Source organism: Vibrio sp. TRT 2004 (genome assembly GCF_050113735.1).
In the GTDB taxonomy this organism is placed as follows: Bacteria; Pseudomonadota; Gammaproteobacteria; order Enterobacterales; family Vibrionaceae; genus Vibrio.
Window position 1 is genome coordinate 21,563 of the sequence record NZ_JBNJOH010000044.1, and the last position, 14,132, is coordinate 35,694.

13 protein-coding genes are annotated in these 14,132 nt (G+C 45.6%); 7 read left to right on the top strand and 6 right to left on the bottom strand.

The genetic code is table 11. The features are described 5' to 3' along the window. Positions 1-48 precede the first annotated feature (48 nt). A complete protein-coding gene (locus ACQEXR_RS15900) occupies positions 49-1,665 on the top strand; it encodes an NAD(P)/FAD-dependent oxidoreductase (protein ID WP_331417915.1) in 1,617 nt (538 codons plus the stop codon). A gap of 105 nt (positions 1,666-1,770) precedes the next feature. On the opposite strand, the gene ACQEXR_RS15905 is transcribed toward ACQEXR_RS15900, so the two are convergent. The 3 genes from ACQEXR_RS15905 to ACQEXR_RS15915 all read right to left on the bottom strand — a co-directional run bounded on the left by ACQEXR_RS15905 (position 1,771) and on the right by ACQEXR_RS15915 (position 5,116). After that, complete coding sequence (locus ACQEXR_RS15905; RefSeq protein ID WP_427020718.1) at positions 1,771-3,030, bottom strand: IS4 family transposase; 1,260 nt, start codon at positions 3,028-3,030, stop codon at positions 1,771-1,773. A gap of 319 nt (positions 3,031-3,349) precedes the next feature. Beyond that, positions 3,350-4,312 carry a transposase gene (locus ACQEXR_RS15910; RefSeq protein ID WP_427020719.1) on the bottom strand — a complete coding sequence of 321 codons (963 nt, stop codon included), beginning with the start codon at positions 4,310-4,312 and terminating at the stop codon, positions 3,350-3,352. A gap of 270 nt (positions 4,313-4,582) precedes the next feature. Further along, positions 4,583-5,116, bottom strand: coding sequence for a hypothetical protein (locus ACQEXR_RS15915; RefSeq protein WP_427020720.1), 534 nt, complete (start codon positions 5,114-5,116; stop codon positions 4,583-4,585). A gap of 380 nt (positions 5,117-5,496) precedes the next feature. Here ACQEXR_RS15915 and ACQEXR_RS15920 point away from each other — a divergent pair, with 380 nt between their 5' ends. Then, on the top strand, positions 5,497-6,579 hold the full coding sequence (locus ACQEXR_RS15920) for an AarF/UbiB family protein (protein ID WP_427020721.1): 1,083 nt from the start codon (positions 5,497-5,499) through the stop codon (positions 6,577-6,579). A gap of 20 nt (positions 6,580-6,599) precedes the next feature. Here the strand turns inward: ACQEXR_RS15920 and ACQEXR_RS15925 are convergent, their stop codons facing one another. From ACQEXR_RS15925 to uraH, 3 genes are all read right to left on the bottom strand, one after another. Further along, the gene (locus tag ACQEXR_RS15925; RefSeq protein ID WP_427020722.1) at positions 6,600-6,944 is read right to left on the bottom strand and encodes a rhodanese-like domain-containing protein; all 345 of its coding nucleotides are present in this window, start codon (positions 6,942-6,944) and stop codon (positions 6,600-6,602) included. A 439-nt stretch (positions 6,945-7,383) separates the two neighbouring features. After that, on the bottom strand, positions 7,384-8,727 hold the full coding sequence (locus ACQEXR_RS15930) for an NCS2 family permease (RefSeq protein WP_426951727.1): 1,344 nt from the start codon (positions 8,725-8,727) through the stop codon (positions 7,384-7,386). Between the two features lie 141 nt (positions 8,728-8,868). Beyond that, positions 8,869-9,222, bottom strand: a complete 354-nt coding sequence (gene uraH, locus ACQEXR_RS15935) for a hydroxyisourate hydrolase (RefSeq protein ID WP_269375400.1) — start codon at positions 9,220-9,222, stop codon at positions 8,869-8,871. Positions 9,223-9,574: 352 nt separating this feature from the next. Here uraH and puuE point away from each other — a divergent pair, with 352 nt between their 5' ends. The 5 genes from puuE (at position 9,575) to ACQEXR_RS15960 (ending at position 13,942) form a co-directional block, all read left to right on the top strand. Next, complete coding sequence (gene puuE / locus ACQEXR_RS15940) at positions 9,575-10,498, top strand: allantoinase PuuE (protein WP_426951725.1); 924 nt, start codon at positions 9,575-9,577, stop codon at positions 10,496-10,498. A gap of 3 nt (positions 10,499-10,501) precedes the next feature. Then, complete coding sequence (gene uraD, locus ACQEXR_RS15945) at positions 10,502-11,017, top strand: 2-oxo-4-hydroxy-4-carboxy-5-ureidoimidazoline decarboxylase (protein WP_269375402.1); 516 nt, start codon at positions 10,502-10,504, stop codon at positions 11,015-11,017. 92 nt (positions 11,018-11,109) lie between these two features. Then, positions 11,110-12,096, top strand: coding sequence for an allantoicase (gene alc, locus ACQEXR_RS15950; protein WP_426951724.1), 987 nt, complete (start codon positions 11,110-11,112; stop codon positions 12,094-12,096). A gap of 14 nt (positions 12,097-12,110) precedes the next feature. Then, entirely contained in the window at positions 12,111-12,674 is a 564-nt protein-coding gene (locus tag ACQEXR_RS15955; protein ID WP_427020723.1) for an ureidoglycolate lyase, read from the top strand. An 11-nt stretch (positions 12,675-12,685) separates the two neighbouring features. Beyond that, positions 12,686-13,942 carry a urate hydroxylase PuuD gene (locus tag ACQEXR_RS15960; RefSeq protein ID WP_427020724.1) on the top strand — a complete coding sequence of 419 codons (1,257 nt, stop codon included), beginning with the start codon at positions 12,686-12,688 and terminating at the stop codon, positions 13,940-13,942. The last annotated feature ends 190 nt before the right edge of the window (positions 13,943-14,132 follow it).

Here is a 14,132-nt window from a genome sequence, read left to right on the forward strand (position 1 = left end):
CTCGCCTTTTCGGCTTGGCTAAGACACCTATGATTACGAGACATCTACATGATACGTTTAAATGAACTCAAGCTTCCTCTAGATCACGAGGAAGGGGCGTTAATCGCTGCTATTACAAAGAAACTTGGTATTTCAGCTGACCAAGTTATCTCTTTCAATATCTTTAGACGTGGCTACGATGCTCGTAAGAAAGCGAACATCCTACTTATCTATACTCTGGACGTTGTGGTCGAGAACGAAGCAGCATTGCTTGAGCAGTTCGTTAGCGATCCGCACGTTAAACAGACGCCAGATATGGAATATAAGTTTGTCGCTCAGGCACCTAAGAACCTAACAGAGCGTCCAGTTGTGATCGGTTTTGGTCCTTGTGGTCTATTTGCCGGTCTTGTTCTCGCGCAGATGGGTTTCAACCCTATTATTGTCGAGCGTGGCAAAGAAGTACGTGAGCGTACTAAAGATACGTTTGGCTTTTGGCGCAAACGCACCCTAAATACAGAATCAAACGTACAGTTTGGTGAGGGTGGTGCAGGTACTTTTTCTGACGGTAAGTTATACAGCCAGGTGAAAGATCCAAACTTTTACGGTCGTAAAGTGATCACTGAGTTTGTTGAAGCAGGCGCACCAGAAGAGATTCTATACGTCAGTAAGCCACATATTGGTACCTTTAAGCTGGTTACCATGATTGAGAAAATGCGTGCGAAAATCATCGAGCTAGGTGGTGAAATTCGTTTCAGTACTCGTGTCGATGACATCCACATGGATGGTGAACAGATTACTGGTCTTACATTGTCAAATGGTGAGCAAATTCATTCACGCTATGTTGTTCTTGCAGTTGGTCACAGTGCTCGTGACACGTTTGAGATGCTGCATGATCGTGGTGTTTATATGGAAGCGAAACCATTCTCTGTGGGATTCCGTGTCGAACATAAACAGTCGATGATTGATGAAGCTCGTTTTGGACCAAACGCAGGAAACCCAATTCTTGGCGCCGCGGATTACAAACTGGTTCACCATTGTAAGAATGGCCGTACTGTGTACAGCTTCTGTATGTGTCCGGGCGGAACGGTAGTAGCGGCGACTTCAGAAGAAGGGCGAGTTGTTACTAACGGTATGAGCCAATACTCACGTTCAGAGCGCAACGCAAACAGTGCTATCGTTGTTGGTATCGACCCTGAGCGCGATTACCCTGGAGACCCACTTGCAGGTATTCGTTTCCAGCGTGAACTGGAATCAGGAGCTTACGTGCTAGGCGGCGAAAACTACGATGCACCAGCTCAGAAGATCGGTGATTTCCTTAAAGGTCGCGATCCAAGCCAGATTGGTGATGTTGAACCTTCATTTACACCAGGTATCAAGCTGACTGACATCTCGAAAGCATTGCCAGATTTCGCAATTGAAGCAATCCGTGAAGCCATTCCAGCGTTTGATAAGAAGATCAAAGGGTTTGCCTCGGAAGATGGTCTACTAACCGGTGTAGAGACTCGTACGTCTTCACCAGTGTGTATCAAACGTGGTAAAGACTTCCAGAGCATAAACCTTAAAGGCTTCTACCCTGCTGGTGAGGGTGCTGGCTACGCGGGTGGTATCTTATCTGCTGGCATCGACGGTATTAAAGTTGCTGAAGCGCTAGCAAAAGCAATGGTAGCAGACGCAGAAAACGCTTAATTCCCGCCTTTAAACCACAGACAACAGATATTAAGGCTCTTAAATTGCTAAGGGCCTTTTTTGTTACAGTGTTACAGGGACAGGCACTGAGGGATCCCCACAAAATCATATAGTCGCCTCTTGAGCTTTAGCGAGTTTTATAAGGAAGCTTTCTATACCTTTCCGCCACTCTTTTACTGCCACGTTCCAACCCGGCCGCTTGTACAAACGCATTCCAAGATAAAAATAACTTAAAACAGCTCGAGTCTTGATTGTATTAGCTTGGAACCGACAGTGTGCATTCATCCTTTCTCCTAGCAACCCAATCAGGGTGAGGAGAAGATGTCCTACGCTAGCTATAAGCACTAAAATACTCATTCTTTTTAGTCGCTTAGTTCCGTGACTTGACATGCCAAGGCCAAATCGTTCAGATTTGCAGTCTCTGAACGACTCCTCTATTTGCATGCGATTACTATAGATATTGACTACTCGTTTTGCCAGTTCAAGTCTTGCTGGAAGCGACGTAACAAGTACCCAAGGGTCATTAGCCCGACGAGCATTTTTTCGGCTGTAATTGGATTGCTGACGTAACCCCTTTGTTGTTTTTGCTATACGGCCTTTTGATTTCGCCTTGTACAGAATGAGATTGACTCTATAGGGCAACTTGTTGCCCATAAACCAGTTCTTCATCAACGTCGGTGTCGAGGTTGAACGTGGGAAAAGGGCTTTACACCACTCACCTTGATTTCCGTCCGGACTCAGGCAGACCTTTCCTCTCACTCTGCCAACAAAATGCCAGCCGTGTGATGTCACCGACTTAAACCAAGGGCGCTTGAATCCTGCATCAGTCACAATGATCGGAGTACAGGTTGTTGGCAAAAGTATCTTGAGTCGATTGAGAAAATCATTGTGTGTTGTGGCTTTCTCTTTTGTTTCTAGAGGGTGAACTTCTTCGTATAAGGTCAAGGCTCTTCCTTTAAATGACAACGATGCTCTAAGTAAAAACAGTGTCTTTTGCTTATTTAAGTCTGACCAATCAACATGAATAACAGGCTGCGTTAGATGGGACGTCAGTAAAGTTGTCATGCGCTTATAAACAAGCAATCTCGATTCATACAGATGGGAATTAGAGAGTAGTCGGTCAGCCCTTTTAATTGCATGTTTTTCATAGGCTTGGGTCGCGATCCCCCTTCCGATAGAAGTCACGTAAAGTGCATTTCCAGAGAGAACACTTTCAACACACGCGCCAAACGCTCTTGCTCGAGTTTTATGCATTGAACCAAGGACAGCGTTAAGAAAATTGGATACTATACTTTTCACATTCATGACGTTTCTCGGTGATGACATATTTATTGTGGTGATAAACTGTTGATCACTAAGCGTCATGAATGTTCCCAATAAAATGAATTTATTAGCTTTTTCTCTCAGTTTTGTGGGGATACTTCAGGGACAGGCACCAGAAGAAGTTGTTGAAGAACCTTAAGGACTGAACATTAAGGACAGACACCATAACGGACACCATAACGAGTTCAGCTATGTTTGGTGAAAGTTGCTTTGCTAGTCGTGGGTTTTATCAACGCACTTTGAGATTCATTTCAATATTGCAGCGATTTTAGTGTTGGTTAGGTCTTATGGGGATTCTTGAGGTATTGAGAAGCGCTAAACCCGTCAGGTTTAGTTAGAAATCATAAGTTTAGTACTAAAACTAACTGTCCAATCGAAACAAATTAATTCGTTTTCTATTAAACACGTGCTTGGCCATTATTGCGCTCGTGACACAGCCTATACTGGTCGCCCGGCGACGTTCTAACTCTGTACAAGCATTAAGCCACTTTCGCTTGTTGATATTCAAACGCTCTAATATTGGTGGAATGCTTCTACTTAGCTGGGCTTTGCCCTCTCGGAATTGACGTGCAGTCCAGTCAACCAGTTCAATATACTCGATAAGTCGAAATGGAATACCATCGAGTTGAATGTCTGCCGAATTGCCTATAAATGGATGGAGGTAAGGCGCCGTTTCTTGCTGATTGTTTAGTGCCTCTATTCTCGCTTGAATCGATGTATAGTCTGAGGCCTCTGGCGTCTTCGCTATCCCTGCTCTTAATGGATTTAAATCAACGTAAGCCATGGTGGCAGCAAGTGCTTGTTCATCAAGTAAGGCCTGACTTTTAAAACGACTTTCCCAAAAATGGCCTTTACACTCGTCCTCTTTGTTCGCTTGGCAAGCAATGTCAAAGTTGAGCTCTTTCATAAACCAACTGAGGTTCCATAACCGTTCTCGCCACGACTCAATAATAGTCATACATGCTTCGACTTCAACATTATTGGTGAGTTGCCCATCTAACCACCTCGTTATTAAACTTGGCAACTTGTGGTCTTGCTTCCAACGCTCAACCACTTCTTGATGAGATAAGTTTAGGGCTTTTGAACAATTGATATGCACAACTAGATGATAGTGGTTGGCCATGATGGCGTAAGCGCAGATATCGATGCAATAGACTTGCGATAGCGCCAACATCTTTCTTTTAATCCAATCCCGTCGGTGTTCATAGCACTGCTGGGTAACGGGGTCTTTTCCACATAGAAAACTTCGTCTGACACAGCGAGAAACGCAATGATAGTAAGGTGTGGCATCGACACACAGTTGGTGTTTTCTGGCGATTGTCATCTTTTTTCCCAAGTAGTGTTTGATTCACTTAGGTTAAGAAAGTCGCCTACATGCGACAATCTGGAATAATCCAGCCTTCCACGGAGGTATCAACAACTCATACCATTTTCATCCTTTATGGTGTGTGTCCACTTAACCTGTGTCCACTTAACCTGAACCTAGGACGTATGTCCTTTTAGTTTCCTTTTAGTTGCTTTTAAGTTTAGGTGTGGTTTTAAGGCGTGTGTCCCAATAAGAAAAAAGCGAGTTTTTGGGCTCGCTTTGTGATGATTAACTTTCCATGACTAGATTGTTGTCGCCTGTTGTTTCTTCTGCCTCGGGCTCTGCTGCTAACGCTTCTCTTAGGTTGTTGAACAAAACGGGTAAATCGTTTCTATAAAACCCAGGGGTGAAACCATCGGTCCTCGGTGGTAATGAGTGGATGAAACGGCTCATTATGTCTTTTGTTGATTCGCTGATTTCTTCTTCGTTGATGAGTCTTGGGAAGACGTTTTCGTTGATGATACCAAGCAAATCGCCGATTAGCTCCGTGTAGCTTGTGACGTTTTCACGGGTCATTGATTGATAAACGAAGTAGTAATTCGCCACTCGATAAAGTGCGTCTCCCTGCTTTTGAGAAATGCATGTTGAATCCACCATGATGCTGATGTCATCTTTTAATCTCAACTTGAGCTTATCGACTTGTACCGACAATGTCTTTTTGGTGATGAGTTGTTCTTTTTGACGCTGATTAACATGAAAGAAGTAAAAAGTGAGAAGCAAAAGTAACACGATAAGAAGTGCCACAATGATAAAAACAAGCATAGAGAACCGAGTAAAATGAGGCTTATGAGGGTGAAACATGGAACAAAGCTTATAGAATCGCGTTAGCGGAATCAAAAGATACGCTTTGAATTTAGACTAACTACTCATCTAAACCTGATGGTTGGTCATTATATAGCCACCAAGTGGTGCTGACTTTCGCTGCTACGATATATTCAAATGTCCAAGAAAAACCAGAGCTGTAGCTCCCGTTGGGGCTCGGCTTGAAATAGGTTTGCACGTGCCCACCATTATTATGGTGTGTGTCCCCCTACAATGATGATACGCCTTGCTACTCACCCTCAAGTTAATCCATTAGGGAGGATTTGCCTGTCCTGTCTGCTGATAAAATCACCACTTCACGGCGGAAAAAGGACTTAACAATGAATCAGCGTCAAAAGGAACAACAGCAATTTGAACTCAGTGGCGAAAACCTCGTTGTGGGTGAGATGGAAAACTGCCCAATCGATCTCGAGCAACTGGCCTCAACCACCAGTGATAGCCCTTATGTCGTTGAAACTTTTCAAAGCGGCCTTACCGCTGAAGTGTTTCGACTTCGCTTCGCTGGCAAAGATTACACTCTGAAGAAAAAGCGTCCAGTTGCCAAGGTACAAAATCTGGATGGTCAATTTTCGTTTTTGAATGAAGTACAACGTCGTGCTGATTTACAGTGCCACAAAGATAATCCGGCAACGAGCGATGCGTTTGAATGCATAGTCCCGACCGTTTATGCCGACTATCGGCTTGGGATAATTTTGTCTGATTGGATTGAAGCCGAGCCTATCAGCAAGATTACGCACTCACTGCTTGAGCAACTGTTTTCGACGTTAACTGCCTGTGAAAGGATTGGACTGTTTGAGTGGGATCTCTGTGCAGGAAATTTGCTGGTGGATGCGAATGGCAAACTATGGCTATTCGACTTTGGCTATATGTACCGTTTTGATCCTTTGAATGAGCTGAATAGTAATGGAATGAGCGACCCTCTGTTTGAACTTTGCGAACGTTTCGAGACGCGCTTTCTCTCCGGTTGGTTTTTGGAGCAGGGTTATTCCATTTCTCAGTCATTGTCAGTGTTTAGAAAAGTGAAGCGTCAGGCACTTAAAGCTCTGACCTTGCACTTTGAATGGTTGCAAAATCAAAACGCTAGCAAGCCGGTGTTGATGGCAAAGCGCCAGCAAATCACAGACTATCAAATCACCTTGGCTAATGAGCGAAAGTTAAAGCAGTTGTTTGAGGTGGAAATGTTCCGCTCACATGTGCTGGATATCGAAGATGACTTGGCGGGGAGAAGCTGCACGCCTACTACCATTAAACGAGTTGAGGCTGTGTTGGCGATGATTAAAGACGCTTACCCGATGCTTAATGAGCAAGGGGCGTTGTTTTATCACAATCACGGTAAGAATCAGGCTGAGCTGATAGACTCCTACCAAACCGCTCTGAGTTTGGTTAAGCAGTATCAGATTTAGAGGATGATGCTCAGTAGAGGTTACTGAGCATTTTGCATCTCGACCAAACCGCCAGCATTGTGCAGATTAGCAAACCCTTGAGAAACTAAGTATTGATAGGCTTGACCTGAGCGGTTTCCGCTCCGGCAGTAGAGGACGATTTGTTTCTCTTTGTCGATGTTGGCAAAGTGCGTCGCCAGTTGAGATAGGGGGTAGTTGACAGCGTTGTCTAGGTGCCCAGCTTCGAACTCCTGCGGGGTTCGAACATCGACGATTAATGCACCCTGCTTGATCCACTGCCAGCCAATATCGGCACGTTCTGAAGCGATGGATGGAACACTAAAGACCGCTATGGCCGCCAGCAACAGAATGATCAATTTTTTCATCTTGATTGAGTTCCTTAATTGTCGTTGCCTTAAGCATATCCAATTTTCCAAAATTAGCCGCGATGCAATTCACAGATGTTTGCTGATCATTTAAATAGTTTAAACGCTTGTCTATACTCCATGCTTAAAGTATGGATACTTTGCATCGACAGAGATGAATTGCTGATGAATGCTTTATTCAGGAAACGAATGACCTAAGAAAAGGCGAGTGAATAGCGTGCCAATCTGGTAATTGTCAGATTGGCACTGAGTGAGTACGAATGTTCAGTTACTCACCGAGGGCTTTTTTAGCTAAACGGGAAGCCGCTCGTTTATGGCGTTCGATCAGTTGACGAATATCGACATGCGTAGGGTCACGAAATGTGTATGTTGACCACTAGCCTGAATCTTGTATCAGGCCAGTGGTGTGTTTGATTGAAATAATTGCGGCTAATCAGGCTTAGATGTAGATAAGCTTGGCAACAAAGACGACCGTCAGGAAGTACATTGAGATGGAAACATCTTTTGTCTTACCGGTAGCGACTTTGAGCACGGTATAGGTGATAAAACCAAGTGCGATACCGTTAGCAATTGAGAAGGTGAGAGGCATCATTAGCGCGGTGATGGCCGCTGGTGCTCCGTTGGTGAAATCCTTCCAATCGACGTGCTGCATACTGCTCATCATAACGAAAGCAACATAGATCAGAGCACCGGCGGTTGCGTACGCTGGGATCATGCCGGCGAGAGGCGAGAGGAAAATCGCCGCGAGGAAAAGAACCGCAACCACAATCGCAGACAAGCCTGTACGAGCACCAGCGGCAACGCCCGCAGCACTTTCTACGTAACTGGTTACTGGCGGGCAACCCACGCATGCACCAGCAACACTTGAGATCGAATCTGCTTTTAACGCCTTGCTAAGCCCTTCAATTCGGCCTGTTTCTTTATTGACTAAATTGGCACGTTCAGCAACGCCCATTAGTGTGCCAGCCGTATCAAACATATTCACGAACAAGAATGCCAGAATAACGCTGACCATAGAGATGTTGAATGCACCAGCAATGTCCATTGCCATAAAGGTAGGAGCGATACTTGGTGGTGTGGCAAAGAAGCCATTGTAATGGACTAGCCCTAACATCATGCCGATAACGGTGACACTGAGAATACCGATCAATACGGCACCAAACACCTTGCGCTCACTCAGTACAGCGATGATTAGGAAAGCGATCGCAGCGAGCATAGCATCGGGTTTTGTAAAGTCTCCCAATGAAACCAAAGTAGCTGGGTTTTCGACAACGATACCTGCGGTTTTAAGACCAATCAGACCAAGAAATAGGCCAACGCCGGCAGTCATAGAGAAACGTAAACTCTCCGGAATACTTTCGATAATCCATTGTCGGATTTTGTAGAAACTCATACCGACGAATAGAATACCGGACAAAAATACCGCGCCGAGTGCAACTTCCCAGCTGTAACCCATTTCACTGACTACGGTGAACGAGAAGAAAGCATTGAGCCCCATGCCTGGTGCTAGACCAACTGGCCAGTTCGCAAAAAGCCCCATAAGTAGACAGCCGATCGCCGCACCGATACAAGTTGCGACGAATACCGCCCCAGAATCCATTCCTGACGCAGCCATAATTTGTGGGTTGACGAAAATGATGTACGCCATGGTCGCGAACGTGGTGATCCCCCCGATCATCTCGTTTTTCACGCTGGTTCCATGTTCTTTCAGTTTAAAAAAGCGCTCTAGTAAGCCACCGGCTTGGCTTTCGCTGTTAAGCACTTCTGCTTTGCTTTCATTCATGTCAGCAAGTCCTTTTGTTTTGGTTTTTCTGAAATTGAATACCGCACTCTGCATTAGGATGTTTTGTTACCGAAAGGTTTATCTGCAGACTCCAATTCTCCTGATGTATTAATGTATTTGACGTTGTTAGATTGCTGGGTATTAGCTGCCTCTATAGGTCGAGAAGCTATATGGTGAAACCAGCAGTGGTACATGGTAGTGAGCGCCTTCTTCACCAAGACCAAAACGAATCACCACGTCATCTAGGAAAGGAATATCCCCTAAATCGACATCTCGCTTGCGGTAGTAGTCAGCGACATGAAACACCAACTGATACTTTCCTGTTGTGAAAGTGTCACCTTCAAGAACGGGTTCATCGGTTCGCCCATCAAAATTTGTTGTGACTGTTTTAATCTTGGTGAGGGAATCTCCTTCCACACGAAACAGCTCAACTTGAATCTCGGCACCTGGAACACCGTGCATTGTATCCAATACGTGAGTGGTTAATTTGCCCATAATTGTTAATTGCGCCTAGCGCTCTCCTTAGTTTTGGTTAACGTCAAATTGTATACAAAGAGGTATTCAGTTCGACTTTTGATAACTATATATGTACACAAAATATTCGGTTAGTAAAGCATGTTGTTATAAATTTGTTACTAATGAAGGCGGGGTAAAATCAATTTTGTGAGATGAAATCGTTGTCTTATGGCTATGGTTATAATTGTAAGTTTATGAATAAATTGAATTTGCATCTTTAATTTAACTTCAACAACAAAATCTTTACATTGAGATAATTTATTGTATACAATGAGTGTGTGAGATTGAGAAGGTGCCAATTGAGCGCATCTTGTATTTAAGGAGAGCCTGAATGGATAAGGAATATTCGCGAGACCTGATTGGCTATGGTGCGAATCCACCTGACCCTAAATGGCCAGGCGGCGCCCGTGTCGCTGTGTCATTTGTCTTGAATTATGAAGAAGGTGGTGAACGCTGTCTGCTCCACGGAGATGATGAATCCGAAGCATTTTTGTCGGAGATTCCCGCTGCTCAACCGATTAAAGGGGAACGTCATATCAGCATGGAATCTATCTATGAATACGGTAGTCGAGCTGGTGTTTGGCGTGTGCTAAAGCTGTTCGATGAGTATGAGATTCCGTTAACAGTGTTTGCGGTTGCCATGGCTATCGAGCGACATCCTGATGTGGCTAAAGCTATGGTGCAAGCCGGGCACGAAATCTGTAGCCATGGCTATCGCTGGATTGACTATCAATATATGGATGAGTCTCAAGAGCGTGACCATATGATGAAGGCGATTGAGATCATCAAGCAGTTGACTGGAGAACGTCCACTCGGTTGGTATACCGGTCGAACAGGCCCGAATACGCGCCGCATTGTGGCCCAAGAAGGGGGCTTTCTCTATGACTCAGATGCTTATGATGATGACTTACCTTACTGGCATACAGAAACTGGAACCCCGCAACTGGTGATCCCTTACACACTCGATGTGAACGATATGCGATTTGCAACGGTGCAAGGTTTTAACTCTGGTGAGCAGTTTTACCAGTATCTGAAAGATACCTTTGACACATTGTACGCCGAGGGTGAGACCGCACCGAAGATGATGTCGGTAGGTTTACACTGTCGTTTGATTGGCCGTCCAGGGCGAATAGCTTCTCTGAAACGCTTTCTCGAATACGTAAAACAACATGACGATGTTTGGTTATGCCGCCGTGTTGATATTGCTCGCCATTGGCATGAGCACCACCCATACACACCACTAAAGGAGAAATAAAAAATGGCGGAATTTCGTTTTTGCAAACCATCGACAATGGAACGTACGGAATTTGTCACTCACTTTGGTGATGTGTATGAACACAGTCCATGGGTTGCGGAATCTGTGTACGATCAAGGCTTAAGTGACAAAGATGATCAGATCGCCAATCTACACCTAAGAATGGCGAATACCTTGCTCGAAGCGGATAAACAGCAGCAACTCGATCTTATTAATGCTCACCCAGATTTAGCTGGGCGAGCAGCAATCAACGGAGAACTCACTGCGGCGTCTACCGCAGAACAAGCGGGTGCGGGTATTGATCAGTGCTCAGCTGAAGAGTTTGAAAAATTCACCACGTACAACAACAGTTACAAAAGTCGCTTCAACTTTCCCTTCATCATGGCAGTGAAAGGGGCCAATCGTTACCAAATTCTTGAGTCGTTCGAGAAGCGATTAGGCAATGATAGTGAAACTGAGTTTGCTACTGCGATTCAGGAGATCAATAAGATTGCCCTGTTTCGTCTGCGAGATATGTAAGTCACAGAGCTGGCGACTATCACGCTTTACCGCTCTTTACCAAGAGCCCTACTCATTTAACCTATTTTTGAATAATTGGAAGGATAAAGGAAATGTCCTTAGATTTTGAACAATACATTAACCTCGCTGATGACAAACTTGGCGCACAAGCAATTTACGCCACTGACGATTTCTTTGCAGACAAGAGCCGACTACTGCGCCGCGAAGCACCGGAGTGGAAGGAAGGCGTTTATGATGATAACGGTAAGTGGATGGATGGTTGGGAAAGCCGCCGTAAACGCGGTGAAGGCTACGACTACTGTGTGATTCGCTTGGGCCTTGCGGGTACGATCGCAGGTGTTGATATCGACACTTCATTCTTTACTGGTAACTTCCCTCCCTCGGCGTCTATTGATGCTTGTTACTCACCAGACGGTGATCCGACAGACGCGACTGAGTGGCAGGAGATCCTGCCGTCAATGAGTTTGCAAGGCAACCATCATCACTTAGAAAAAATCGATAGCAACGAAGTGTTTACTCACTTACGTTTGAACATCTACCCAGATGGTGGTGTGGCTCGTTTGCGTGTTTACGGTCGTCCGAGTGTCGACTGGGATCGTATCGACCCGCAGCAGCAAGTTGACCTTGCCGCGGTAGAAAACGGTGGTCGTGCGTTGGCATGTAGTGATGAGCACTATGGCACCAAATCCAACATTCTTGGTCCTGGTCGTGGTGAGAATATGGGTGATGGCTGGGAAACCGCTCGTCGTCGTACACCGGGTAATGACTGGGTTATTGTTGCGTTAGGCCATGCAGGCAATATTGATCGCATCGTGGTCGATACGGCGCACTTCAAAGGTAACTTCCCTGATAGCTGTTCGATTCAGGCGGCATATGTGAAAGGTGGTACCGATGATCAAGTGGCGACTCAAAGTCTATTCTGGCGCGAACTGTTGCCAGCGCAAAAATTGAAAGCGCACGATATTCATGAGTTCGTATCGGAAGTGAATGATCTAGGTTCGGTCACGCATGTGCGTCTGAATATCTTCCCTGATGGTGGTATCAGCCGTTTACGTTTGTTTGGCACCAAAGCGAAATAAGCGAGGAAGTGACTATGAGCAATGGAACTCGCCGTTTAACCATCGAGCCTTTAACCAAACAAGCTTTTGCCCAGTTTGGTGATGTCATCGAAGTAGATAATCGTGATTACTTCATGATCAATAATGGTTCGACACGTCGTTACCACAAACTCGCAACGGCAGATGTGCAGCAACAAGGTGGTGAGGCGATCATCAGCATCTTCCAAGCAACACCGCTTAGCTACCCGTTAACGATACAAATGCTGGAGCGTCATCCTTTGGGATCTCAGGCTTTTGTTCCCTTGCTTGGTCAACCCTATCTCATTGTCGTCGCACCACAAGGTGATGCCCCGAGCCTTCAAGAGTGTCGAGCATTCTTGAGTAATGGACGTCAAGGCGTCAATTACCATAAAGGCGTTTGGCATCACCCTGTGCTGGCACTAAGAGATCAGGATCAGTTTTTAATCGTTGATCGTGGTGGAGAAGGGCATAACTGTGATGAAGTTTTTTTTGAGACGGATTTAGTGTCACTTCATCTTGAAGATCTCCCAAGCATCAACAATAAGGAAATTACGCAACGCATGGAAAGCGCGTTGTAAAGGAGTTTATTATGGATCCACATATCACGGAGTGGTTGAATCTGGCGATTCGCTGGGTTCACATGATAGTTGGCATCGCATGGATTGGCGCTTCGTTTTACTTTGTTTGGTTAGAAAACAACTTAAATCGCGTTAACCCGAAAACAGGCCTATCAGGGGACTTGTGGGCTATTCATGGTGGTGGTATTTACCACTTGGAAAAATACAAATTAGCACCACCTGAAATGCCAGAGCATTTGCATTGGTTTAAATGGGAAGCTTATTTCACATGGATTACCGGTGTGCTGTTGTTGGGGGTGGTTTACTACCTTAACGCAGAAATCTACCTGATCGCACCTGGATCAGGTATGGCGCCAACGACTGCCATAGCGATAGGTGTAGGGGCATTGGTTGCTGGCTGGTTTGTCTATGATTTTCTCTGTGACTCTCCATTAGGTAAAACCCCAATGTTACTTGGAGCTGTGCTATTTATACTGCTGGTGGCTGCGGCCTACGGTTTGGCTCAGGTGTTCAGTGGTCGTGGCGCGTACATTCACGTCGGTGCGATTATTGGTACCATCATGGTCGGTAATGTGTTCCGCGTGATTATGCCTGCTCAGCGTAATTTGGTCAGTGCGATTGAAGAGAACCGCGAACCCGACCCAGCATTGCCCGCGAAAGGTTTGCTCCGCTCTCGTCACAACAACTATCTGACTCTGCCAGTGCTGTTTATTATGATCAGTAATCACTTCCCGAGCACTTACGGTTCGGAGTATAACTGGGCAATTCTGGCGGGTCTGGCGATCTTTAGTATCTTAGTTCGTCATTACTTTAACACCCGTCATGGTAGTCAGAAGTTCGCGTGGACGGTACCAGTGGCAGCGTTGGGTATGATTACCCTAGCATTTGTCACATCGCCATACGCCAACAAGCCAGCCGCGCCAGTCGCTAAGGCTCCAGTTACCGTTGAATCCGTCAATCAGCAAGTGAGTGGAGAAACGGGAGAGACGCCATCACATGGCTTGGCAGTCAGCTTTGAAGCGATTAATCAAGTGATTCAGCAACGTTGCTCGGTTTGTCATTCTGCAACCCCAACACATGCTGCATTTGCTGCGGCTCCGGCGGGGGTGATCTTGGATACGCCTGAAGAGATCAAAGCAAATGTCCCCCGTATTGTTGCCCAATCTGTCGCCACAAAAGTGATGCCGCTTGGCAACCTAACACAAATGACCGACGACGAACGAACCTTGATCGGTACATGGGTAGAACAAGGTGCGATCATTAATTAATCGCACTCCCCATCCCGCTTACCGGACGGCTAATCCGGTAGGCGTGATTCATGCAAACGTGGTATTTCCCGCTCTTTATCTCACTTGAGATCCCCCGGCCCCTGTTCCGGGGTTAATTATATGGTCCGCCTCACTCTCAAGCCCTACGCTTAGAGTAGGCTATCAGAACGAGGTGAACCATATGTCTACT